Genomic DNA, 24,161 nt, shown 5'->3' with positions numbered 1-24,161 from the left:
CCCTGCCACGACGCGATGTTGCTGGCGAAAACATGCTCCAGAATGCCGAATTTGTCTGCCGTTCCAGCAACAACGCCGATTTCAAGAGCCTGCGCGAAAAATAAACTGCTTCTGAAAATCAGCAAATGAGCAGCGTTCTGGACGTCGACGAGCTGGCAAGCGGCGACGGCTCGTCGGAGGTGATCAGCAACGTCGGTTTTACGCTCGGCAAAGCCGAAACCCTCGCCATCGTCGGCAAGAACGGCATGGGCAAGACCTCGCTGCTCAAGGCCATCGTCGGCTTCCTGCCGGCCTGGCGCGGCCGAGTGAAACTTGCAGGCAAGGACGTAACGCGAATACCGCCGCATCTGAAGCGGAAGATGGGGCTGGTCTATGTTCCCCAGGAACATGCGCTGTTCCAGGACCTGTCGGTCCGCGACAATCTCAGGCTTGGCGTGCTCACGGACGATGACATGACCGCGCGTTTCGAGCAGGCCGGCGGCTGGTTTCCGGTGCTGACCAAGCGGCCGAGCCAGCGGGCCGGCACGCTGTCCGGCGGCGAGCAGAAGATGCTGATCGTGGCGCGCGCGCTGATGGCGAAGCCCGACGTGCTGCTGCTCAACGAGGTCACGGAAGGTCTGCAGCCGTCCGTCGTCGACCGGCTGTCCGAGGTGCTGGTGCGCGTCCGGCGCGAGATCGGCACCTCCATGATCGTGGTCGAGCAGCATCTGCCATTCGCGCTCTCGATCAGCGACAGATACCTCGTGTTCAAGCGCGGCGAGATCGTCGATGCCGCCGCGGTCGATCGTGACTCCGCCGCGCGCATCGACGAGCACATGCGCATCTAGCGGACCCGTCGCCGCGAGAACAGCGAGATCAGGACCGGCAGCGTGATGAGGATGACCACCGGCGCCAGCATCATGCCGGTGACCACGACGATCGCGAGCGGCTTCTGCACCTGCGAGCCGATGCCGGTCGACACCGCGGCCGGCATCAGCCCGATGCCGGCGACGACGCAGGTCATCAGCACCGGACGAAGCTGCAATTCGCCGGTGCGGATGACCGCCTCGATGCGGTCGACGCCCTCGTCGATCAGCTGGTTGAACTGCGAAAGGATGATGATGCCGTCCATCACGGCGATGCCGAACAGCGCGATGAAGCCGATCGCCGCGGACACGCTGAACGGAATGCCGGTCAAAACGAGGCCGACCACGCCACCGAAGATCGCCATCGGGATCACGCTCATGGCGAGCAAGGTGTCGGCCATCGAGCCGAAATTGAACCACAGGAGCACGCCGATCAGCGCGAGGCTGATCGGCACCACGATCGACAGCCGTTTGATCGCGTCCTGGAGATTGCCGAACTCGCCGACCCACTCGACGCGCGAGCCCGGCGGCAGCTGCACCTGCTCGGCGACCTTCTGCTGCGCCTCCTGGATCGCGCTGCCGAGGTCGCGCTCGCGCACCGAGAACTTGATCGGCAGATAGCGCTCCTGCTGCTCGCGATAGATATAGGCTGCGCCCGAGACCAGCTTGATGGTCGCGACCTCGCTCAGCGGAATCTGGGTGATGCCGTTCGGCCCCTGCGCGCCGATGCGCAAATTCTCGATCGCCTCCGCGCTCTTGCGATATTCCGGCGCCAGACGAACGATGATCGGGAAATGCCGGTCGGAGCCGGGCTCGTAGAGATCGCCCGCAGTGTCGCCGCCGATCGCCACCTTGATGGTGGCGTTGATGTCACCGGGCGCCAGCCCGTAGCGCGCAGCCTTGGCCCGATCGATGTCGATCTGCACCGTCGGCTGGCCAAGCGAGGTGAACACCGCAAGATCGGTGACGCCCTGCACCGTCGACAGCACCTGCTTGATCTTGTTCGCGGTGTCGGTCAGCGCCTGCAGATCATTGCCATAGAGCTTGATCGAGTTCTCGCCCTTCACGCCGGACACGGCTTCCGAGACGTTGTCCTGCAGATATTGCGAGAAGTTGAACTCGACGCCGGGAAAGCGGTCGTCGAGCTGCTTCAAGAGCTCCGCGGTGAGCTGGTCCTTGTCCTTGGTGCCGGGCCAGTCCTTGACCGGCTTCAGCGGCGCGAAGAACTCGGCATTGAAGAAGCCGGCGGCATCGGTGCCGTCATCGGGACGGCCATGCTGCGAGACGACGGCCTCGACCTCGGGACGCGCGCGGATCATCTTGCGCATCTCGTTGACGTAGGCATTGCCCTCCTGCAGCGAGATCGTCGGCGGCAGAGTCGCGCGGATCCAGAGGTTGCCCTCTTCCAGCTTCGGCAGGAATTCCAGGCCGAGCAGCCGGCCGACCACCGCGGTCAGCAGCACAAGGGCGATCGCGCCGGTCATCACCAGGTTGCGGTTGCCCACCGCCCAGCGCAGCACCGGGGCGTAGATCGCGTGCAAGAACCGCATCAGGCGCGTCTCGGTCTCCTCGACATGCGCAGGCAGGATGATGGCGCTCAGCGCCGGCGTGACCGTGAAAGTCGCGAGCAGGCCACCGGCGAGCGCGTAAGCATAGGTGCGCGCCATCGGCCCGAAGATGTTGCCCTCGACGCCGCTCAAGGTGAACAGCGGAAGGAAGGCGGCGATGATGATCGCGGCGGCGAAGAAGATCGAGCGCGACACGTCGGCGGCCGCCGACAGGATCGCGTGGCTCTTCATGCCCATCATCGTCTCCGGCGAGATGTGACTTTCCTCGGCCTCGGACAGCGGTGTGGTCTGCGTCAATCGTCGGAAGATCGCCTCCACCATGATCACCGTGGCATCGACGATCAGGCCGAAATCGATCGCGCCGACCGACAGCAGGTTGGCGGACTCGCCGCGCAGCACCAGGATGATGACGGCGAAGAACAGCGCGAAGGGAATCGTGGCGCCGACGATCAGCGCGCTTCTGAGATTGCCGAGGAACACCCACTGCAGCAGTACGATCAGGCCGATGCCGACCACCATGTTGTGCAGCACGGTGTGCGTCGTGGTGTCGATCAGGTCCTTGCGGTCGTAGATGCGCTCGATCCGCACGCCGGGCGGCAGGATGCTGGAGCTGTTGATCTGGTCGACCAGTTGCTCGACCCGCGCGATGGTCGGCGAGCTCTGCTCGCCGCGCCGCATCAGCACGATGCCCTGGACGATGTCGTCGTTGTTGTTGAGGCCGGCGATACCGAGCCGTGGCTTCTCCGCCACCGTGACATTGGCGACGTCCTTCACCAGCACCGGATTGCCGCCGCTCTGCGACACCATGGTGCTGGCAAGGTCCTCCATGGAGCGGATCAGGCCGACGCCGCGCACGACCGCCGACTGCGTGCCGATCTCGACCGTGTTGCCGCCGACATTGATGTTGGAGTTGCCGACCGCCTGCAACAGCTGCGGCAGGGTCAGGCCGTTGGCGACCAGCTTGTTGAAGTCAACCTGGATCTCATAGGTCTTGGTCTTGCCGCCCCAGCCGGTAACGTCGATGACACCCGGCACGGCGCGGAAGCGCCGCTGCAGCACCCAGTCCTGCAAGGTCTTGAGGTCGAGCACGCTGTAGCCGGGCGGACCACGCAGCCGGTAGCGATAGATCTCGCCGACCGCGCTCAAGGGCGAGATTTGCGGCGTGACGTTGCCGGGCAGCGGCGACAATTGCGACAGGCGGTTCAGCACCTGCTGCAGGGCCTCGTCGTAGGTGTAGTCGAACGAGAACTGCAGCTTGACGTCGGACAGGCCGTACAGCGAGATCGTCCGAATGGTGCGCAGGTTCTTGATGCCGGCGACCTGGGTCTCGATCGGGATCGTGATGTAACGCTCGATCTCCTCGGCCGAGAGGCCGGGGCTCTGCGTCACGATGTCGACCATCGGCGGGGTCGGATCGGGATAGGCCTCGATGTTGAGCTGGCGGAATGCGATCAGACCCCCGATCAGGACGGCGACGAACATTCCGACCATCAGGAAGCGCCGCTGAACGGCGATGGCGACGAGACGGTCCATTCAGATCGGCACTTTCAGGAAGGCATGCAGGAGAAGCGCATCTCAGCTGCCCGAGGCTGCGCGATCGATGAACAGGCTGCCCTTGGTGACGATCTGCTCGCCCGCGCTCAGATTGCTTTCGACCGCGACCTGGTCGCCGTTGATCAGACCGGTCTTGATCTTGCGCAGCTCGATCGACTTGTCGGGACGGGCGACCCAGACGCGGACCTGATTGCCTTCGTAGATCAGTGCCTGGCGGGGCACCGCGACCGCGGGCTGTTCGCCCGGCGAATAGATCGTCACATTGGCGAACATCTCGGGCTTCAGCAGGCCATCCTTGTTGTCGATGGTGGCGCGGACGAGCAGCCTGCGGCTCGCCGGGTCGATCGAAGCGGCGACGTAGTTGATGCTGGCCTTGAGCGGTCGGCCGGGCAGCGCCAGCACGTTGACGAGAATCTCCTCGCCGATGTTCACAAGCGCCGCGTCACTCTCGCGGACGAACGCCGTGAGCCAGACGGTGGAGAGATCGCCGATCACGAACACCGGGTCGCTCGCGCCGGAGTTGACATATTGTCCGGGGCCGACCTTACGCTGCACGACCGTGCCGGTGATCGGCGAGTAGATCGTGATCTCGCGGTCGATCACGCCCTTGCTCTGAAAATCGGTGATCGCAGCATCCGTGAAGCCGAGGATGCGCAGCTTGTTGCGCGCCGCCTCCAGGGCCGTTTGTGACGACCGCATGTCGTTCTGGGCCTGAACGGAGGTCGCCTCCGCCTGCTGAAAATCCTTCAGCGGGATCGCCCGGCCTTCGAACAGGTCCTTGGCGCGCTTGTACTGGATGTCGGCGAGGTCGAGCGCGGACTTCGCCTTGTTCATCGCGGTGATGGCGGCGATGAAATCGTTCTGGGCCTGCACGGTGTCGGCGGCCTCGATCACGAACAGCGGCTGGCCCTGGCGCACCGTCTCACCCGGGCGCGCCAGCAGCTTGGTGACGCGGCCGGCATAGGGCGAGAAAACCGGTGTCGAGCGATCCTCGTCGACGGCGACCTTGCCCTCGGTAATATGCTCGGCACGAAATATCTTCTCACACACCGGCTCGATCGTCAGCGTCGACCATTCCGCTGCCGACGGCGTAAAGGTGGTGCCGTTGCGTTTGGACTGGCTGGAGAGCTCGATATTGTCTTTCGCAGCCGTCCCCGACCGGACTTGCATGTAGCCATAGCCGCCAGCGCCGGCCATCGCCAGGGCAGCAAGGCCGATCAGCAGCCGCTTGGTGCTGAGCATCTGGGGGGATGGGTTCATGTCAGACGCCATGGCTGGTCAGATCGGCTCGCGTGGTCGGTCGACGATTCCGGCTTTGGCGGTCTCATCGTCGCGCTAATAGTGCGGAACTGGAGCTTTAAACAACCTAAAAATCGCCCAACTCGCCTCTGTTTTGCTTTAAAAATTTGAAAGTTGAACGACAGCCATTCAGCTTGCATTCAGCTCGCTTTGGGCGATCGCGGTTCCACCGCGACGCACCATGACGTCGTCTGAGCGTAGGGGATCGCCGGGACGATGTCGCGACTTCACAAGCCAACCTCTGCGGGTACGCGCCTACCCCCCGGCGTCGGAGCCATGTTTCACACGTGCGCGGCGGGTCTGACCGGTCCTGGTGCGAGAGAGATGGTGACACGGTTCATCGCGGGTCTCCGAGATTCATCAATTGCGCAATGAACATTGGAACGCCGCCTCGCGGCGCGGATGCGTCCGAGTTGTGCTGACCGTTTCACCCTCTCGTGAGGAGGGCGCAGGGAAGGCCAGGCGCCGACTGACGCCTGCGGCCCGCCTGCGAAAAGAATGCAGGCGGCAGGTACCACAGGTGCAGCCGAGATCACCCGGCCTTCCCTGCGCGACGGTTTTCACGCTTACTGCGCGCTCTCCCCGGTGTCCGGCTTGTTAGCCACCGTCGTCGGCGGGATCATCGCCCGCAGACTTGGCGCCAGCATCGGGGCGCCAGGACCACACGCCTTCGCGTCCGCAAGCTGCCGTTCGTCCGCGCAAGGCCTCGCCCCGCGCTGCGGCATCTCGCAGCCATCGCTCCCCGCCCCGCGTGTCGTGACGATCGCGCGCTACGCCCCTTCTCGATGGAGCGGGATGGCGGCAATAGAGCATGATTTCGGAAAAAGTGAAAGTAGAATTTTGTGGCGAGACGCGATTTTTCTGAATTTCTGAATCGCGTCACTGCACTCCATATGAATATGACGGTGAGTACCGTGTGACGGCCGGTGGGCACGTCACGACGCGCGATGCGCGTCGCGCCTTTGCCCACCCTACAATTCGTGGCGCCCATCTCTCAACTCATAAAGAACCATAGGGTAGGCAAAGGCGCTTAGTCGATGCGAAGGATCGCACGAAGTGCCGTGCCCACCATGTCGCAACAAGTCCGCGGCCCCCCTCAATGGAAATCCCGCGAGCGCGGCAGGATGCGGACGTTGCGGGGGTGGCTGACGCGCTGGGAGGGAGTGTCGGGATGATCGCGGCGGTCGTCGTTGAGCGGCTCGACGGGCATCGGGCCGTGCGGCACGGCACCGAGACGATCGTCTGACAGCAAGGTGAGATCGGCGCTGCGGTCGACCAGGCGCTCGGCGACGAGATGGACCACCTTCTCCGGGCTGCTCTGGATGCGGCCTTCGACCAGCACCAGGCGCGCGCCCATCACCTCCTTGCGGAAGGTCTCCATCACCTTCGGCCACACCACGATGTTGGCGATGCCGGTCTCGTCCTCCAGGGTCATGAACACGACGCCCTTGGCGCTGCCCGGCCGCTGCCGCACCAGCACCACGCCGGCGCACCGGACGCGACGGCGGTCGTTGGCATCATTGACGTCGCGGCAGGCCATCACGCCTTCGGCAGCGAAACGCTCGCGCAGGAACTCCATCGGGTGCCCCTTCAACGACAGGCGGATGGTCTGATAGTCCGCGACGACGTGCTCCGGTAGAGGCATCTCGGGCAGCGGCCTGGCGCCCTCGTCCGGCTGCTCGCGGGCGATGGCAGCCTCGAACAGCGGCAGCGGCACGTCGTCGGGCAGCCGGCGCACGGCCCAGAGCGCGGCGCGACGGTCGAGCCCGAGCGAGCGGAACGCATCCGCATCGGCCAGCAGCAGCAGCGCGCGCTTGGGCAGAGCGGTGTCGCGAGCGAAGTCTTCCAGCGAGGTGAAGGGGCCGCGGCCGCGCGCCCGGATGATGCGGTCGGCCCAGTCGTCCTCGCGGTCGAAGATGTCGGCTTGTGTCTCGTTATCGTTGCGGGGCGATGCGTTTGCATGCTCTCCAAATGCACCAAGCGTTTGCGAGTTAGAAACAACTCCACCCACGCCGTCATTCCGGGGCGCCCGGAGGGCGAGCCCGGAATCCATAACCACGATCGGGAGTATGGATTCCGGGCTCGCGCTGCGCGCGCCCCGGAATGACGATGGGGAGAGAGCCTCCCCAGCACCTTTTGAAGATGTTGGAGCAGGCTGCGCCTTCCTCCGCAGCGCCTCCGACAATTTCCTGATCCGCTCCTCGTCGCGGTCGATCCAGCGGAAGCCGTCGATCTGGCGGAAGCCGAGGCGAACGGCGCAGTATTTGCCACCCATTTCCTCCAGCGTGTTGTCGGCGAAGCTGTAGGACACGTCGATGTTGCGGATCTCGACACCGTTCTTGCGGGCGTCGCCGACGATCTGGGCCGGCGCATAGAAACCCATCGGCTGCGAGTTCAAGAGCGCGCAGCAGAACGCGTCGGGGTGGAAGCATTTCAGCCAGGACGAGACATAGACGAGCTGGGCGAAGCTCGCGGCATGGCTTTCCGGAAAGCCGTAGGAACCAAAGCCCTTGATCTGGTCGAAGCAGCTCTTGGCGAAGGCGGGATCGTAGCCGCGCGCGATCATGCTGCTGACCATCTTCTCTTCATAAGAGCCGATGGTGCCGACGTTGCGGAAGGTCGCCATCGCGCGGCGCAGACCGTTGGCCTCCTCGGGCGAGAATTTGGCGGCTTCGATCGCGATCCGCATCGCCTGCTCCTGGAACAAGGGCACGCCGAGCGTCTTGTGCAGCACCTTGTAGAGTTCGTCCGCCGGGCCGTGATCCGGCGACGGCGACGGATAGCTCACCTTCTCCAGCTTGTTGCGGCGGCGCAGATAGGGATGCACCATGTCGCCCTGGATCGGCCCGGGCCGGACGATCGCGACCTCGATGACGAGATCATAGAAGGTGCGTGGCTTCAGCCGCGGCAGCATGTTCATCTGCGCGCGGCTCTCGACCTGGAACACGCCGAGCGACTCGCCTCGCTGCAGCATCCGGTAGACCTCGTTATCGTCCTCCGAGCGGATATCGGAGAGCACGTATCGCTTGCCCTTGTGATCGGCGATCAGGTCGAAGCATTTGCGGATGCAGGTCAGCATGCCCAGCGCGAGCACGTCGACCTTCATCATCGACAACGCATCGACGTCGTCCTTGTCCCATTCGATGAAGGTGCGGTCGTCCATCGCGGCATTGCCGATCGGGACGTAACTATCAAGTCTATCCTGCGTCAGCACGTAGCCGCCGACATGCTGCGACAGATGACGCGGGAAGGTGATCAGCTCCGATGCCAGCTCCACGGCGCGGCGGATCATCGGATTGGCGGGATCGAGCCCGGCCTGGCGCACCTGCATGTCGGAGAGGCCGTCGCCCCAGCTGCCCCACACGGTGTCGGCGAGCACCGAGGTGACGTCCTCGGTCAGGCCCAGCGCCTTGCCGACGTCGCGAATGGCGCTGCGCGGACGATAATGGATGACAGTGGCGATGATCGCCGCGCGGTGCCGGCCGTAGCGGCGATAGACATATTGCATCACCTCCTCGCGTCGCGAATGCTCGAAATCGACGTCGATATCGGGCGGCTCCAGCCGCTCCTTGGAGATGAAGCGCTCGAACAGCAGATCGATCTTGGTCGGATCGACCGAGGTGATGCCGAGCACGTAGCACACGGCCGAGTTCGCCGCCGAGCCACGGCCCTGGCACAGGATGCCTTGGCTGCGGGCGTAGCGCACGATGTCGTGGACGGTGAGGAAGTAATGCGCGTAGTTGAGCTCGGCGATCAGCGCCAGCTCCTTGTCGAGGACAGCGCGCAGTTTGTCATCGAGATGGTCGCCGAAATAGGTCTTGGCGCCGGCCCAGGTCAAATCCTGCAGATGCCCCTGCGCGGTCTTGCCCGGCGGCACCGGCTCGTCGGGATATTGATATTTGAGCTGGTCGAGCGAGAACACGATGCGGTCGGTGAAACGGAGCGTCTCGGTCACAGCGTCGGGGTGGTCACGGAACAGCCGCGCCATCTCGTGTCCCGGCTTGAGATGGCGCTCGGCATTGGCCTGGAGCCTTCGGCCGATGGCCTCGATCGAGGCTTTCTCGCGGATGCAGGTCAGCACATCCTGCAGCATCCGCTGTCGAGGATGATGATAGAGCACGTCATTGGTGGCGATCAGCGGCACCTTGCTGGAAGCTGCGAGGCGCGACAGCCGCGCCAGCCGGCGCCGATCGTCGCCGCGATACAGCAGGCTGCCGGCCAGCCACACGCCTTCGGCGGGGCTGTCTTTCAGCCGCGTGAGAATGGTGGTGAGCGCGGCTTCGTCGAAGCGATGCGGCGGCATCAGCACCAGCAACTGTCCCTCGATGAACTCAAACAGGTCCTCGAAGCTCAGGCGGCAATCACCCTTGGCGACCTTGTCCGCGTCACTGCCGCGCTTGCCGCGGGTGAGCAGCTGGCACAGCCGGCCGTAGGCCGCGCGGTCGCACGGATAGACCAGGATGTCCGGCGTGCCGCAGGTGAACACCAGCCGCGCGCCGTAGAGCAGCTTCGGCTTGTAGCTGAGCCGGTCGTTATTCAGCTCGCTATAGGCGCGCACGATGCCGGCCAGCGTGTTGTGGTCGGCGATGCCGATGGCGGTGAGGCCATATTCGGCGGCCTGGTGCACATAGTCCTGCGGATGCGAACCACCATGCAGGAAGGAGAAATTGGTGGTGACGCCGATCTCGGCATAGGGGATGGGAGTCATGGCGCGGCTGCGAAGGCTGGGGCGGCGCGTTGCCCATGCGATACGAAAGACAGCCCCTCACCAAGCGGCTTGCGCAGCTGCCCACCCTCCCCTGGAGGGGGAGGGTCGACGCGCGCACAGCGCGCGGCGGGGTGGGGTGAGCCCAGCAACCGGTCGTCATTGGGCCCGCTCTTCTCAGCCGTGCGTGAGTTGGCTTCGACGAGCACCGCAGGTGCGGATGCTCCGTCACCCCACCCCGGCTCGCATGCGCGCATGCGAGCCGACCCTCCCCCTCCAGGGGAGGGTGAGCAGCGAGATCGCCGCGAGAGATGTGCGATCCCGACCCTCATGCGAACAGGCCATGCATGTACCAGGCGGGCTGCACCGGCGGGCCCTCAGGCTGCTCGAACTCACGGTCATACAACCCGTCGCGATAGAGCCAGAAGCGCAGGCCGTGCTCGTCCTCGACGCGGAAATAATCGCGCGTGAGGCCCTGCCCGTCCGGCCGCCACCATTCCATCGCGATGCGCTCCGGGCCCTCGGCGCGGACCACGGCATGCGCGGCACGGCGCCAGACGAAGCGCGCGGGCGGGCCGTCCGGCACGCCCGCAATGACTTGGATCGCCTCGGGGTGCGCGAACAGCCGCAGAGGTCGCAGCGGCGGCTCGCCCTCGGCGCGCTCCGGCCAGGCGGCAGCAGTGGCGGCGGCGAGATTTTGCTGCGCCGGCAGCGGCAGCGCCACGCGCTCCGGAACATGGGTATCGACCGGCAGATGCACGACCACGCGCTTGCCGCCGATGCGCGCGGCGATGCGGTCGATCAGTGCCGACAGCTCGTCATTGTCGTGGACATGGGCATCGAGATCGCGCTGCTGCTGCACCACGATCTCGCTGCGGCCAGCAGCGAGCCGGATCATGTCGAAGCCGAAGCCGGGATCGAGCGGATCGTTCAGCGCCTCGAGCCGCTCGCGGAACAGCCGGTCGATGATTGCGGCCTCGGTGACCGGCTGGCCGGTGTCGACCGTGATCACGCGCACCATTCCATCGGTGCGGAAGAAGCAGGCCTCCAGCCGCCGCGCGCCCTTACCCTGCTGCGCCATCGCCGCCACCAGCATCGCGGCCAGACGGGAGAGGCTGGCCGCAATCACCGTGTCGGTCGCGACCGGCTCGGCAAAACGCTTGTCGACGATGTAGTCCGGCGGGACCTTGCGCGGGCTGATCGGCGCATCGGCCTCGCCCAGCGCCTGCGCCAGCACGCGGGTGAAGGCGGCGCCGAACCGCGCGGTGATCTCGTTGCGGCCGCGCGCGGCGACGTCACCGATGGTCTTGAGGCCGGCTCGGCGCAGGCCGAGCGTAATGGCCTCGCTGCCGCCGAGGGCGGCCACCGGCAGCGGCGCCACCGCGGCCGCCTCCTCGCCGTCGGGCACGATGCGGCCATGCACCTGGCGGTTCAGTGTACGCGCACAGACGGCGTTGGAGGCGATCGCCGCCGACACAATGAGGCCATGCGCGGTCAGCGCGTCGCAGACCGACTGCATCAGCCTGGCTTCGCCGCCGAACAGATGCACGCAGCCGGTGATGTCGAGCGACAACCCATGCGGCGGGTCGAGCGCCACCAGCGGCGTGAAGCGGTCGCACCAGTCGGCGATGCTCTCCAGCATCTTTGCATCAGCCGCCAAATCGGCTTCGTGCGCGACGAGGTCGGGACAGACCGCGCGGGCATTCGCCAAGGGCTGGTCGAGCGACACACCGTGGCACGCCGCCGCTTCGTCCAGCGAATGGATCAAGAGCGCATTGGCGTCCTTGATGACGACGACCTGCGGCTTGCTCTCAGGCGGAGCGCCTGTGAGTGCCCGCTGTCTTTTGATGCGATCGATGGGCAGGCGCGGCAGCCACAGGCTGAGGATCCGCCGCCGGTTCGTTGAAACGGCATGCATCGGGGGTCCACTCCATGATCCATCGTCCGGTCTGGCCGTGACGGTTGCGAATGAGCTCGACATCGAGGCGCGGCGCGCCCCACGCCATCCACGGGGCAACGAGCGGTGACGGCGCGGTGCGCACGATCCAGCGCGTCTCCGCGGTCGACGGCTCGGGCGCAGCCGCAATGCGCAACATGAGCGCGGTGACGCCGGATTCCTGCGCCGCCAGGGTCAGCTTGCGGCTGGCGACGAGATCGAGCTTTTGCGTCTCCCCCCACACCTCCAGCATCACGCTGCCGAGCGCATCGCAGGCGAGCGCGTCGGCGGCGGTGCGCAAGGCGTGGTCGAGATCGGGCGCGCGCACGATGACGATGCGGCGCGGATCGAGGCCGAGCTCGGCGAGCCCGCTCATCGACAGCGCGCCCATCTCGCGCTCGGCGAAATCCTGCCGGATCCAGATCAGGGGCCGGTGCGCGGCGACACGCGCGGCAAGCCCGCACAGGAAGCCGGTCGCGGCTGCCGCCTGGCGGCCGGTCTCGGCGAACACCTCGTGCAGCGCGCCGGTCGCGAGCCCGCCCTGCAAGGTCGCGTCGGCCTCGTCATGGCCGAGCGCGACCCGGCGCAAATCATGTGCGCCATCTCCCGCCTCGAGACGGGCAATGCGGCCGCGCAGACGCGCGAGCGTATCCATGCGTGCGCCGGTCATCCGTCGCCGCTCCTCTTCAATCCATCGTGCGGGCGCTGCCGTTGTTTCAGTGATCAGGCAGTGAACCCGCGACGACCTTCTTTGTTCATGATACGTTCTAATATAAAGCTAACGCCTTCGAGAGAGTCAATCGGGATTGACCCGGGTGTGATTCAACGAATGGAATCAAAGGGATTCAAAGCCATGGAGCTGTTGCGCAAACTGGAGATCCTGGCCGATGCCGCCAAGTACGACGCGTCCTGCGCCTCCAGCGGTACCGAGATGCGGGATTCCCGCGACGGCAAGGGCCTCGGCTCGACCTCGCCCGGCATGGGCATCTGCCATTCCTATGCGCCGGACGGACGCTGCATCTCGCTGCTCAAGATTTTGCTGACCAATGCCTGCAACTTCGATTGCCTGTATTGCGTCAACCGCGCCTCCTCCAACGTGGCCCGCGCGCGCTTCACGGTCGACGAGGTGGTGAAGCTGACCATCGACTTCTATCGCCGCAACTACATCGAAGGACTGTTCCTGTCGTCGGGCATCATCCGCAGCCCCGACTACACGATGGAGCAGGTTGTGAGCGTCGCGCGCAAATTGCGCGAGGAGCATCGCTTCCGCGGCTACATCCACCTGAAGACGATTCCGGAGGCTGACGAGGCGCTGATCGCCGAGGCCGGCCGCTATGCCGACCGGCTCAGCATCAACATCGAGACGCCGCTGGAGGCGAGCCTGACGACGCTCGCGCCGGAAAAGGACCAGCGCGCCATCCGCCGCACCATGGGCCGTCTCCGGCTCAAGCTCGACGAGACGGCGGAGGCGAAGAAGACGGTGCGCCGGGCCAGGCCGCCGCGCTTCGCGCCGGCCGGCCAGAGCACGCAGATGATCGTCGGCGCCGACGACGCCAACGACCGCGTCATCCTGTCGACCTCGGCCAATCTCTACGGCGCCTACAAGCTCAAGCGCGTCTATTACTCCGCCTTCAGCCCGATCCCCGATGCCAGCCGCGCGCTGCCGCTGCAGGCACCGCCTCTGGTGCGCGAGCACCGGCTGTACCAGGCCGACTGGCTGATGCGGTTCTACGGCTTCGACGCCGACGAGATCGTCGAGGAGAGCGAGGGCATGCTGCCGCTCGACATCGACCCCAAGCTCGCCTGGGCCTTGCGCCACCGCGACCGCTTTCCGCTCGACATCAACAAAGCGAGCCGCGAGGAGCTGTTGCGCGTGCCCGGCTTCGGCACCCGCACCGTCCAGCGCATCCTCGCCACCCGCCGCACCACCACGATCCGGTTTGCGGATCTCGCCCGGCTCAACGTTGTCAGGAACAAGGTCCTGCCGTTCATCGTTCTCTCCGACCACCGGCCACAGCCGTCCCTGCTCGACGGTGCCAGCCTCAGAGCCCGGCTGCGGCCCAAACCGCAGCAGCTGGGATTTGGGTTCTAATTGAACGTCGTGGCGAAGACCGAAGCCAGGAAACAGCCGTCATTCCGGGGCGATACGAAGCATCGAACCCCGGAATGACGCGGCGGATTCGCTCGCAATGACGAGAGAGGTGAAATGCACGTCGTAACCCTCGACAGCGACACTGATTTCGACGGCTGGCGTCAGGCGGCGCGGGCGCTGGCGATGAACGACGTCAAGCCGGCCGACGTCAGCTGGCGCGTCAAGGGCGCAGCGCCCGACCTGTTCGACGATCAGGCCGACACGCAGCTTCCCGAGGTGCCAAAGGGCGCGTTCTCAGTGCCGGCGAGCTTCATGGAGCTCGCCGAGAGCGCGATTCTGCACAATGATCCCAACCGCTTCGCCCTGCTCTACCGGCTGCTGTGGCGTCTGCGGACCAACCACGATCTCATGGAGATCGCGACCGATCCTGATGTCGCCCAGGCCAACGCGCTGGCGCGGGCGGTGCGCCGCGACGTCCACAAGATGCATGCCTTCGTCCGCTTCCGCGAGGTCGGCCGCGAGCGCGAGGCGCGCTACGTCGCCTGGTTCGAGCCCGAGCACCACATCGTCGAGCGCGCCGCGCCATTTTTCGCCCGCCGCTTCGCCGACATGCCGTGGTCGATCCTGACGCCCGAACTCTGTGCGCATTGGGACGGCAGCCGCGTCAGCTTCACGCCCGGTGTGAGCAAGGCTGAAGCGCCGTCGGAGGACCGGCTCGAAGAGGTCTGGCTGCGTTACTATGCCAGCATTTTCAATCCGGCACGGCTGAAAGTGAAGGCGATGGAAAAGGAGATGCCGAAGAAATATTGGCAGAACCTGCCCGAGGCCAAGCTGATCCAGCCGCTGATCGCGGCAGCCAGCCGGCGCACGTCATCGATGATCGCCGAAGCCGGCACTGAACCCCACAAGCCGCAGAAACGCGTCGAGGAGACCGCGATGAGCCGCAAGCCGAAAGCCCACGCGCCCGCTGCCGAGACCTCACGTGATGTCGAGGCCGCCGATCTTGAGACCTTGCGCGAAGAAGCCGCTTCCTGCCGCGCCTGCCCGCTGTGGAAGGACGCCACGCAAACCGTGTTCGGCGAAGGCCCCGCGCATGCGCCGCTGATGCTGGTCGGCGAGCAGCCCGGCGACAAGGAGGACCTCGCCGGCCATCCGTTCGTCGGCCCGGCCGGCCAGATGCTCGACCGCGCGCTTGAAGAGGCCGGCATCGACCGGTCCAAGGTCTACGTCACCAATGCGGTGAAGCACTTCAAGTTCGTGCCGCGCGGCAAGATCCGGCTGCACCAGAAGCCGAACACGCCGGAGATCAAGGCCTGCCGGCAATGGTACGAGCGCGAGCTCGCCGCCGTGCGTCCGGCGCTGGTGGTGGCGATGGGCGCGACCGCCGCGCAAGCGGTGTTCGGCAAGATCACGCAGGTCACCAAGAACCGCGGTCATGTCGCCGACCTGCCCGACGGCTCCAAGGCGATGGTGACGGTGCACCCGTCCTACCTGCTGCGGCTGCCGGATGCCGACGCCAAGGCGCGGGAGTATGAGCGCTTCGTCGAGGACCTGAAGATTGCCGCGGCCGCGATCAAGCGCGCACATGCGGCGTGACGGGCCGGCATGGCCTCGACCGGGCCGCCCCCACGCGACAACGGGGCCTCAGGATTTGCGCGACGTGTAGACGTGCTCACGCAGCAAGGCCTGGATCAGCGCTGCTCGGTCGGGAAAGCCGAGCGACACCGCCACGTCCGTCTCGTCCCGGTCGGGTGCGCCGGCCTGCATCGCGGGCAGGTATCTCGCCATCAGCTCGCCCTCGCCGAGGCCATAGTCCGCCGGACTGCCGCGGCCGTCGAGCTCCGTCTGCTTCAGCACCTCGCATTTGTCGCGTGCGCGCGCCAGCAGATCCTCGAAATGGCCGTCGATCCGCGCCCAGTCGGCCAGCGCATTCAGGGCCGAGCCGTTGAGCCCCTTCCTGAACGATCGGATGCGCGCCTCGTCCAGCATCAGCTCCAGAAATTCCGACCGGGTCAGGCCGTTGCGCGCGATCCATGCCTCGAGCTCGGCCGGGTCCATCAAATCCCTGCTCTGCCGAAACCGGATGATCTCCGCGCTCAGCGCCTGGGCGTCGACCCTGATGCCGCGGCGCTTCGCCTCCGATGCCGCGAGAAATCGCGCGATCGCCTTGTCGGACAGGTCGCTGCCGCGCACGGCCAGCAGGCGCAGCTCGTCCAGCAGGTGCGGCGTTCCGTCCGGCATCACCGTCTCGCGCGCTGCGGCCGCCGAACGCTGCGCGTCCTGCATCAGGCCGTCCCATAGCTGGGTGTGCTCGAAGGCGTAATCGACCGCCTTGGGCACCGTGTCTCCGGCAAACCGGCGCCGCATCGTCTGCAGCATCTCCAGCGCATCCTCGCGCTTCTGGTCGACGCGGTGATCCGGCAGCCACGCCTCCAGCGCGTCGATCTCCTGCGCGGCTAGGCTGCCGTCGGACCGCGCGCCCTGCAGCAGCGCCGGGTAGCTGCGCTCGGGATAGAAGCTTGCCTTGCCGAGCGCCTCCAGGACCAGGCGGGACGCCTCCGAGATCACGCCATGGTCGACCGCCTTCTGCAGGGTGAAGCGGATGTTGACCAGCGGCTCGGACAGCGCGGGAAAGCCGAGCTCAGCCGGTCCGTGAATCAGGGCGACCTCGTCGTCGGCCTCGAACACGCCGTCGCGATACGCCGCGAACACCTTGCCGACGCCTTCCATGCCGAACGCGTGCAGCTCGGCCGCGCGCAGCGCGCCCATGCTGGCGCTGCCGAACACGTGGATGCCGTTGGCCATCGCCCACAGGATCTCCTTGTGCCACACCGAGGGCACCTGCTCGAAATAGCCGTCGATGATTCCGATCGCCGCAGGCTTCGCCAGCGCAGCACGATAGACGTCGCCCTGCTGCACCGGCGGGAGATACTCGGCCTCCAATTCGAGCGCCGCGTCGCGCGGATGCAGCGTCGGCCCGGTGAATACGATGCACGTCATAGCGGATGCCCCGATGGCTGATGCCGCGAGATCTGATCGCCGGCGAAGGCCCGCGCTCTGCGCCCCGGGCTGTAGTCAGGATTCTTGTCGAAGGTTTCGAGCCCCGGAATGATGATCCTCACCACGGGGATCTCGAACCTGCTCTTGGTGAGATCGACCGCGATCACCTGCCGGACACCGGCGGATTGCAGCCGTTCGAGAACCACGGCGAGATCATCGTTGAACGTCTCCGCTGCCAGCGACGGAGTTTCGCGCAGGCTTCGCGTCGGCGGGCTGTTCCGCAGCAGCGCCCGCTGCTCGCCGAGAAACTGTGCGGCCAACGCCTTCTCGTCATATTCCTCGCGGAACACGTCGTCGCGCGCGCCCGCGATCAGCGTCAGCCGGCTCTGCGCGGCTTCCGTCAGCGCCCGCAGGAAGGCGATCTCTGGCGACAGATGCGCGCCCATGCCCAACGCCGCGTAGAGATCCCGCCCCAGCTCCTCGTCACGATCGAAGATCAGGCACTGGCAGGCGGCGAGCCCGACATCGGAGCTGATGTCCCACGCCACGACCTCGAGGCCCGCGCGCTCGCACATCTCCAGGAGCCGCCGGTTGCCTTCGTCCTGAACCGTCTCGAGCGCGACGCGCCGGCTCTGCTGCTCGTCCGGACTGCGGAGGTGCCAGAGCGTGGTCGCATCGCGCTCCACGACCTCGCAGATGCCGTGCAGGACCGCCTCGATCAGCTGGTTGCCGGACGCCAGCCCGTTCGACGACGAGATGAAGCTGCCGGCCGGCATCTCCGGCCGCGAGGTCGACAGGTTCACCATCTCGAACGGCACCCAGACGTCGGCATCGGCCATGAGATCGCGCCCTTCGATCCACAGCATCTGCAGATCGGGATGGAAACGCCCGCCGGCGATCAGCGGCAAGTCCGCCACGTCGACCACCTCATGGTCGCTGATCAGCTCGGCATAGGTCGCAAGCTTCAGCGGCAATGTGATCGTCTCGGCGTGAAACAGCTCGATCGATTCCATCACGCCCGACGCCTTCGCAGCATCCAGGGTCAGCCCCTTGCCCTGCGACACCGAGACCGAGCGCGAGTTCGGCCGGCAGACCATGGTGACGGGAATGCCGACGCGGTCGAGACCCGTGACGTCAGCAATGCGCGTGATTCCCATTTCTCCCAGGAACGGACGCACCCGCTCGACCGTCTGCGACGGCGGCACCGACCGCTGAGTTCCCCATCGAAAGCTCTTCGGGACCGGACGCGCCAGACGATCCCGATGCAGTGCCGTTCCATTCGCCATCCGCAGCCTCCACACTCAACCGCCGCTGACGTCGTCGCATCAGCCCGCACGGCGGACATCGGCAAAGGCGCCGACCACGACGTTCTGCATCTCCTCGATCGTCTTCTGCACGTCGGCGTCGACCACCGACGAAAACTCCGCGATGCTGTCGAGCAACGGCTGCTTGCAGAAGCCGCGCAGGCAGAGCTGGATGCGCTTCATCGCGACGCCCTGCTCGAACGCGCCGGACTGCATCGCCAGGCTCCAGAAGTGCAGCAGGCCGTACCAGACGAAACAGGCCTGTAGAAAGGACGGAAACGGCAGCCGGCTGCCGCTCCAGGGCGAGGTGATGCGCGGCAGCGAGCCCTTCGCCGTCGAATCGAGGAACCAGGGCTGTTCCTGCTCCTGCATGTAGAGCAGCGCGTGGATGCCCTCATGGACGAGCGCATCGGCGATGTGGGATTCGTCGATCTCGGGAAGATGCGGGTTGGCGAGGAAGGTGCGGCCGATGTAGTAGCCGTTCGATCCTGACGAGAAGCTGCCCGGGCTCTCCGGATCCTTCTGCAGGATGAGCGCGATGTTGAAGCGCGCGACGAAGCGGGGAAGCCCCGCTTCGGTCCGTTCGAGCGCATCCAGGGACCGGTGCAGCAGATCGTGCAGCCGGTCGATTTCGTCCTCGGAGAACGGCGGGCGCTGCGGCGGGACCGGCCGGTCCTGGCCGGACAGATCCACCTTGACCGCATGCGGGCTGCCGTAATCGGTCACGGGCATGCCCTCGATCTGCGGCCAGATGCAGGCGCCGTCACGCCGATAGCCGCGATCGCCGAGCGCGGTCCACAGCTCCCGATCGGCGGTGATCTCGAGTCCCTGGCGCAAGGCCTCAGCCACGAATGAATCGCGCAGAAATCGTCCCTTGTCCTCGGCGTACCGGCCCGGCGCCGACAGCAGACGGAACGAGGTCTCGGGGGCATCGAGAACCCGCATGAAGCCGTCGTCCGCCACGCGATCCATCAGGCTGCGCAGTTCGTCCCCGCCCGCAGGGTCGTCGCGGCCGATCTCGCCGAGGGCTTCGCCCAGCTTCTGCGCGAGCCGGTCGCCATAGGTCGCAAGCACGCCGTCACACACCGCCTCGTAGTCATTCCAGCGCAGAACGTCAGGCATCAGGGTGATCGTCATCGTGCGCACTCCTTCCACGTTCCACTCTCGACCACGCCGCCTTGCAGCAGGCCCGCGCGACAGCGCGCATAAGTCGGCGATCGAGGTCCGACCTCAGCCGATGGCCGGAGATTCCTGCTGCAGCCCCACCGCCCGCCGCAGGGCGGTGTCGAGGAGATGAGCCCGGCGCAGCTTGGTTTCCTCCACCGACGTTCCCAGCCGCTCGCGGACGTGATCGAACAGTTTCAGGAGATCGGCGCACCACACCGTCGGATTGTTGAAGCCCGTCCGCGATGCATAGCGATGCGGAAGATAGCCGCCGGCACACGTGTCGCGCTCGCGGCACGCGCGACAGCCGTCGGGCAGCGGCATGCCCTCGAACACCGCCGCACGATGGAATTCGCCGGCGTGCCGGACGTCCATGAAGTCGGACGTCCGCACATTCAGGCCGGTGCGCGCGGCGCCGTCGTAGCAGACCCGCAGCACATCCAGCCCTTCGATCTCGCCATCGGTGTTGACGAACAGGAAGGTCAGCGGCTGGTTGCCGAGCATGTCGATGCGGCTCTCCCCGCCCTGGACCAGCCAAGCGATGTTCCAGAAGATCTTGATCCGGAGATCCAGCGTGCCGTCCCGCCACCAATCCTCGAAGATCGGGATCAGGAAATCGGCACAGGGTGTCGGTCCATACCGGTCGCGAACCGCCGCGATGGTGTCGTGGGTGAAATCCGGCAGCAGATAGTCGATGGAGGCCGGGCCCAGGCTCGTCAGATGGCGATGCACCGCGGCACCGCTCGCCCCGAGCTGGATCACCGACAGGAAGCGCAGCGGAATCCCGGCGCGGCGCAGCACGGCAAGGCCCTGCTCGACATCGCGATAGGAGCCACGCCCGGCATGATCGACGCGCAGGGCATCATGCACCTCGGGGGTTCCGTCGATGCTGATCCCGAGATCGATGTCGAACCTCTTGATGATCTCGGCCCAGCCGTCGTCGAGCAGCGTGCCGTTGGTCTGCATGCAGAGCTGCACCCGCGCGACGCCCGCCAGCCCCTCCTTGATCTTCCGGCACCATGAGCTGAACCGCTCCTGCTTGACCAGGCACGGCTCGCCGCCATGAAAGGTGATCGTCAGATAGCTCTGACCTGTTGCCTGGCAATGGCGGCGGATGCGGTCGATCGCGATCTCGACGACCTCATCATCCATGATCGCGGGCCGCTCTCTCCACGTGCTGTCGCCCTTGTTGTAGACGTAGCAATAGGAGCAGTTCAGATTGCAGCGCGACGCGACCTTGAACACGAAGTGAAGATGGGGACCGTCGTTCATTGGTACGCAATCTCGGCGGTGCGATCGACGAAGATGCGGCCGTCCTCGGTCAGGAACGGCCGGGCACCGTCCAGTACGACCTGCGCCTCCTTGAGCTTGGTCAGCATATTGGCAAGCTCGGCCTGATACTCGGCTGATCCGCCGAACCCTTGCTTCTCGGCCTCACGATAGAAGGCGCAGATGTAGGCGATGGCGTGAAAGGCCAGCAGGATCCCGCGCAAGGGCCGCGGCTCCGGCCGCAACGGCGATGCGTAGCGTCCCTGGTGCTGCGGATCCACCAGGGGTCCCGACGCCTCCGCCATGAACAGATGCAGATGCGCGGATTCGTGGACGATGGCCTCCATCACCTGCATCAGGCCGCCGAACAGGTCGGCGTAAACCATCCCGGGCACATCGGCTTGCGACCCGCTGCGGAAATAGGATCGCTCGCTGCTGCGCAGGGGGATCAGGACCCGCGTCACATCGGACACCCAATTCACGCACTCAGGAAACTTCTTCGCGGCGGTCACGAGGATCTCGAGCGCGTTCGTCACCTCGCGCGTCATCCGGGCCTGCTCGTCGAACGAGAGATCGGTGTGCTCGGCCCAGGTGTCGGGAATCGGGAATCCGAGGGAGTGGCACCCCACGTCGACCGATATGTCGTACGGCCATTCCTTCATCGGGAGCAGCCCAACCAGCTCGTTCAGGTCATAGGCGCCGGCCTCGATCCGGTAGCCTCCGACCGGCGACCACAAGGTCAACGGCTCCGGCGTCGTCAGCGACGTGGATGGGGTCGGCGCATTCGCCGCCGTCCAGATCGCCACCTGCAGATCACGCTGCGGGCTCTTGTCATGCCCCTCATAGGTGATGGAGTTCATGCAGGGATGACGAAGCCAGTCCGCTTCACGCGCGTTGGCTTCGATGAGCGACGCCTTGAGCGGCTCGCAGTCGAGGCCGAGGCGATCCTCCGGCTGCCATCTCAGGATCCTGTCGTTGAATTTTTCATGCCAGGCAGATTTCGACGGTCGCCAGGTCCACGCGTCACTCATGATCGAGCATGCCTCCGGAAATACGCCAACGAAGCCGGCCGCAAGCTGTCCCGCCGTCAGACAGGACCGCAACCGATGCCGGAATCAAGAGCAGCTATCAGGAAAGGTCACGCTGATGACGGCGACCATTGCCCGTCATCCGCACCAGCGAGTCGCGGGCGGGCCCACGACACGTCACGTCGGAAAGATCCGACATCGCAGGCCCGCTTCGCTCCGTCTTAGCCGAACGATCGATCCATTCACCTGACCGATTTCGGCGCGCCCCCCGCCTGCGGCACGCTAAATTGACCCTTGAGGTCCTTCACCGCCCGTACCTGCGTGAGACGCTCCGCAAGAGCCCCCAACACCGCGGGATCGTTGGCGATTTCACGTTCCATCTCGTCCGGACGCTCCATCGCCGCAAGGCGGCTGAAGACGATGCCGCGCGAGAATGGATTGGTCTTGCTGAAGATCGCTCCACGCGAGAATGGAACGCCTTCTGCCATGATGTCGATCTTCAGAGACGCGCGTGCGATCTCTGAGTCGACTACGGATTTCAGCGCCAGATCGACCTTCTTGCGCATTTCCGCCGGATCGCGATCAGCCATTCCTATACTCCCAGTCGGTTGAGAACCGCCATCGTTCAGAAAGGAAATAGCAACGTCCCGGTACAAGCTCTGTGATCTCGCGCCCTGAACTCACAGAACCTGAAGCAATGTAGCTGTGCTAAGCACTTCGCTCAGGCTGTCCCAATTCGCCAGTCGTCGAAGCCAGAAAAAAACTAACATGAAGCTAGTTCTTTAACAATAGAGTAGTTTGTCAGATACACCTGTTGATTGCTCGAATGAGCGACGCACTGCGGTCGTCTCAGGCCGGCAGTGACCACGCGTGATGACGTCTTGCGCTCTCGGATGTCACCCGCCAGGCATATTGTCGCACCTCATTCCGCGGCAGCGCACATTCTCGCGTAGCTCATGAAGCTCGACGTGCATATGGAAAGCAAAAGGCCCGCGCTCATCGCACGGGCCCTGCCAGTCCACTTTCGTGCCTGATCGCGGCGGTGCCGCTGCACGCGGCCGCGAGCCTCACGCCGCCAGCGTATTCTCCACCACCTTGATGAAGAACGAGGTGCCGTAGACGATCGCCTCGTCATTGAAGTTGTAGGCGGGGTGATGCAGGCCGGCGCTGTCGCCATTGCCTACGAAGATGAAGGCGCCGGGGCGCGCCTCGAGCATGTAGGCGAAGTCCTCGCCGCCCATCATCGGCGGCATCTCGTGCACATTGGCGTCGCCCGCGACCTCCCTGGCGGCGCGGATCGCGATCTCGGTCTGCTCGGCGTGATTGATGACGACAGGATAGCCGCGTGCATAGTTCAGGTCGATCTTGGCGCCGGTCATCTGGGCGACGCCGGTCACGACCTCGCGCACGCGCTTCTCCATCAGCTCACGTACCTTCGGCGTCAGCGTCCGCACGGTGCCGCGCAGCACCGCGCTCTGCGGAATCACATTACGGGCATTGCCGGCGTGGAACTCGCAGATCGACAACACCGCGGCCTCCAGCGGGTCGACGCTGCGCGACACGATCTGCTGCAGCGCGGTGACAAGCTGGGCGCCGACCAGCAGGGAGTCGATGCAATTGTGCGGCTTGGCGGCATGACCGCCATGGCCCTCGATCGCGATGTCGACCGCATCGGTCGATGCCATCAGCGGGCCCTGGCGAATGGCAAACGCGCCGACCGGCAGGCCGGGCCCGTTGTGCATTCCGTAAACCTGGTCGATCTTGAAACGGTCGATCAGCCCGTCCTTGATCATCGCGTCCGCACCGCCACCGCCCTCCTCGGCGGGCTGGAAGATCACCGCGACCTCGCCGGCGAAGTTGCGGGTCTCGGCGAGATAGCGCGCGGCGCCGAGCAGCATCGCGGTGTGACCGTCGTGGCCGCAGGCATGCATCATGCCCGGGGTCTTCGAGGCATAGGGCAGCCCGGTCGCCTCCTCGATCGGCAGCGCGTCCATGTCGGCGCGCAGTCCGAGCACCTTCACCTCGCCGTGGCCGGGCTTGCGGCCCTTGATGACGCCGACCACGCCGGTCTTGCCGAGGCCCGTCACGACCTCATCGCAGCCGAACTCGCGCAGCCGCTCGGTGACGAAGGCCGCCGTCCGGTGCACGTCGTAGAGCAGCTCCGGATGCGAATGGATATCCCGCCTCCAGGCCTGGATATCGGGCTGCAGATCGGCGACGCGGTTGACGATGGGCATGAGGAATCTCGTAACTCCGGTGGGACTTTGCGCCTGTTTAGCATGCAAAAGCCGCACCGCCCAAGATAAGGGCTGCGCCCGTCTCATGGCTCGGTCAACCAGCCATGAACGTGGCGCTTGTCCGGCCCCGTCCGGGCTGACTAAAAGCTGGCAACGATGG

Annotated in this window: 15 protein-coding genes; 3 read left to right on the top strand and 12 right to left on the bottom strand. The window is 65.6% G+C overall.

Annotation, left to right across the window (positions count from 1 at the left end; genetic code table 11):
- Nucleotides 1-125 precede the first annotated feature (125 nt).
- The gene (locus ACQR1E_RS19180; protein ID WP_434897436.1) at nt 126-827 is read left to right on the top strand and encodes a branched-chain amino acid ABC transporter ATP-binding protein; all 702 of its coding nucleotides are present in this window, start codon (nt 126-128) and stop codon (nt 825-827) included.
- Here the strand turns inward: ACQR1E_RS19180 and ACQR1E_RS19175 are convergent.
- From ACQR1E_RS19175 to ACQR1E_RS19155, 5 genes are all read right to left on the bottom strand, one after another.
- Entirely contained in the window at nt 824-3,946 is a 3,123-nt protein-coding gene (locus tag ACQR1E_RS19175; protein ID WP_434897435.1) for an efflux RND transporter permease subunit, read from the bottom strand. The two genes, ACQR1E_RS19180 and ACQR1E_RS19175, sit on opposite strands and share 4 nt — an antisense overlap.
- Nucleotides 3,947-3,988: 42 nt before the next feature.
- On the bottom strand, nt 3,989-5,227 hold the full coding sequence (locus ACQR1E_RS19170; protein WP_434897434.1) for an efflux RND transporter periplasmic adaptor subunit: 1,239 nt from the start codon (nt 5,225-5,227) through the stop codon (nt 3,989-3,991).
- Nucleotides 5,228-6,362: 1,135 nt separating this feature from the next.
- The gene (locus ACQR1E_RS19165; protein ID WP_434897433.1) at nt 6,363-9,974 is read right to left on the bottom strand and encodes an error-prone DNA polymerase; all 3,612 of its coding nucleotides are present in this window, start codon (nt 9,972-9,974) and stop codon (nt 6,363-6,365) included.
- Between the two features lie 325 nt (nt 9,975-10,299).
- Complete coding sequence (locus ACQR1E_RS19160) at nt 10,300-11,889, bottom strand: Y-family DNA polymerase (RefSeq protein ID WP_315749269.1); 1,590 nt, start codon at nt 11,887-11,889, stop codon at nt 10,300-10,302.
- A complete protein-coding gene (locus ACQR1E_RS19155) occupies nt 11,783-12,577 on the bottom strand; it encodes an ImuA family protein (RefSeq protein WP_316164413.1) in 795 nt (264 codons plus the stop codon). Before ACQR1E_RS19155 ends, ACQR1E_RS19160 begins: the two co-directional genes overlap by 107 nt.
- Nucleotides 12,578-12,760: 183 nt before the next feature.
- On the opposite strand from ACQR1E_RS19155, the gene ACQR1E_RS19150 reads away from it, so the two are divergent.
- Both ACQR1E_RS19150 and ACQR1E_RS19145 read left to right on the top strand, forming a co-directional pair.
- Nucleotides 12,761-13,999, top strand: coding sequence for a putative DNA modification/repair radical SAM protein (locus ACQR1E_RS19150; RefSeq protein WP_434897432.1), 1,239 nt, complete (start codon nt 12,761-12,763; stop codon nt 13,997-13,999).
- 114 nt (nt 14,000-14,113) lie between these two features.
- A complete protein-coding gene (locus ACQR1E_RS19145; protein WP_316170544.1) occupies nt 14,114-15,595 on the top strand; it encodes a UdgX family uracil-DNA binding protein in 1,482 nt (493 codons plus the stop codon).
- A gap of 48 nt (nt 15,596-15,643) precedes the next feature.
- Here ACQR1E_RS19145 and ACQR1E_RS19140 read toward each other — a convergent pair whose 3' ends face one another.
- The 7 genes from ACQR1E_RS19140 to ACQR1E_RS19110 form a co-directional block, all read right to left on the bottom strand.
- The gene (locus ACQR1E_RS19140) at nt 15,644-16,999 is read right to left on the bottom strand and encodes a TfuA-like protein (RefSeq protein WP_316170545.1); all 1,356 of its coding nucleotides are present in this window, start codon (nt 16,997-16,999) and stop codon (nt 15,644-15,646) included.
- Nucleotides 16,996-18,285: a YcaO-like family protein gene (locus tag ACQR1E_RS19135; protein ID WP_315714874.1), complete on the bottom strand. Its 1,290-nt coding sequence runs from the start codon at nt 18,283-18,285 to the stop codon at nt 16,996-16,998. Before ACQR1E_RS19135 ends, ACQR1E_RS19140 begins: the two co-directional genes overlap by 4 nt.
- Nucleotides 18,286-18,324: 39 nt before the next feature.
- A complete protein-coding gene (locus tag ACQR1E_RS19130; protein ID WP_316191764.1) occupies nt 18,325-19,440 on the bottom strand; it encodes an aKG-HExxH-type peptide beta-hydroxylase in 1,116 nt (371 codons plus the stop codon).
- A 93-nt stretch (nt 19,441-19,533) separates the two neighbouring features.
- Nucleotides 19,534-20,739, bottom strand: a complete 1,206-nt coding sequence (locus ACQR1E_RS19125) for a radical SAM protein (RefSeq protein ID WP_316170547.1) — start codon at nt 20,737-20,739, stop codon at nt 19,534-19,536.
- Nucleotides 20,736-21,767, bottom strand: a complete 1,032-nt coding sequence (locus ACQR1E_RS19120; RefSeq protein ID WP_316170548.1) for an aKG-HExxH-type peptide beta-hydroxylase — start codon at nt 21,765-21,767, stop codon at nt 20,736-20,738. Before ACQR1E_RS19120 ends, ACQR1E_RS19125 begins: the two co-directional genes overlap by 4 nt.
- 239 nt (nt 21,768-22,006) lie before the next feature.
- Nucleotides 22,007-22,354 carry a hypothetical protein gene (locus tag ACQR1E_RS19115; protein ID WP_315714878.1) on the bottom strand — a complete coding sequence of 116 codons (348 nt, stop codon included), beginning with the start codon at nt 22,352-22,354 and terminating at the stop codon, nt 22,007-22,009.
- A 477-nt stretch (nt 22,355-22,831) separates the two neighbouring features.
- Nucleotides 22,832-24,001: a M20 aminoacylase family protein gene (locus ACQR1E_RS19110; protein ID WP_316170549.1), complete on the bottom strand. Its 1,170-nt coding sequence runs from the start codon at nt 23,999-24,001 to the stop codon at nt 22,832-22,834.
- Nucleotides 24,002-24,161 lie beyond the last annotated feature (160 nt).

It is taken from the genome of Bradyrhizobium sp. HKCCYLRH1030, from assembly GCF_051168395.1.
In the GTDB taxonomy this organism is placed as follows: domain Bacteria; phylum Pseudomonadota; class Alphaproteobacteria; order Rhizobiales; family Xanthobacteraceae; genus Bradyrhizobium.
This window is presented reverse-complemented; position numbering and strand designations above follow the sequence as displayed.

Excerpts from the sequence above, each read along its gene's own strand:
- ACQR1E_RS19180 (WP_434897436.1), top strand. The coding sequence starts at position 126 with ATGAGCAGCGTTCTGGACGTCGACGAGCTGGCAAGCGGCGACGGCTCG.
- ACQR1E_RS19175 (WP_434897435.1), bottom strand. The coding sequence starts at position 3,946 with ATGGACCGTCTCGTCGCCATCGCCGTTCAGCGGCGCTTCCTGATGGTC.
- ACQR1E_RS19170 (WP_434897434.1), bottom strand. The coding sequence starts at position 5,227 with ATGAACCCATCCCCCCAGATGCTCAGCACCAAGCGGCTGCTGATCGGC.
- ACQR1E_RS19165 (WP_434897433.1), bottom strand. The coding sequence starts at position 9,974 with ATGACTCCCATCCCCTATGCCGAGATCGGCGTCACCACCAATTTCTCC.
- ACQR1E_RS19160 (WP_315749269.1), bottom strand. The coding sequence starts at position 11,889 with ATGCATGCCGTTTCAACGAACCGGCGGCGGATCCTCAGCCTGTGGCTG.
- ACQR1E_RS19155 (WP_316164413.1), bottom strand. The coding sequence starts at position 12,577 with ATGACCGGCGCACGCATGGATACGCTCGCGCGTCTGCGCGGCCGCATT.
- ACQR1E_RS19150 (WP_434897432.1), top strand. The coding sequence starts at position 12,761 with ATGGAGCTGTTGCGCAAACTGGAGATCCTGGCCGATGCCGCCAAGTAC.
- ACQR1E_RS19145 (WP_316170544.1), top strand. The coding sequence starts at position 14,114 with ATGCACGTCGTAACCCTCGACAGCGACACTGATTTCGACGGCTGGCGT.
- ACQR1E_RS19140 (WP_316170545.1), bottom strand. The coding sequence starts at position 16,999 with ATGACGTGCATCGTATTCACCGGGCCGACGCTGCATCCGCGCGACGCG.
- ACQR1E_RS19135 (WP_315714874.1), bottom strand. The coding sequence starts at position 18,285 with ATGGCGAATGGAACGGCACTGCATCGGGATCGTCTGGCGCGTCCGGTC.
- ACQR1E_RS19130 (WP_316191764.1), bottom strand. The coding sequence starts at position 19,440 with ATGACGATCACCCTGATGCCTGACGTTCTGCGCTGGAATGACTACGAG.
- ACQR1E_RS19125 (WP_316170547.1), bottom strand. The coding sequence starts at position 20,739 with ATGAACGACGGTCCCCATCTTCACTTCGTGTTCAAGGTCGCGTCGCGC.
- ACQR1E_RS19120 (WP_316170548.1), bottom strand. The coding sequence starts at position 21,767 with ATGAGTGACGCGTGGACCTGGCGACCGTCGAAATCTGCCTGGCATGAA.
- ACQR1E_RS19115 (WP_315714878.1), bottom strand. The coding sequence starts at position 22,354 with ATGGCTGATCGCGATCCGGCGGAAATGCGCAAGAAGGTCGATCTGGCG.
- ACQR1E_RS19110 (WP_316170549.1), bottom strand. The coding sequence starts at position 24,001 with ATGCCCATCGTCAACCGCGTCGCCGATCTGCAGCCCGATATCCAGGCC.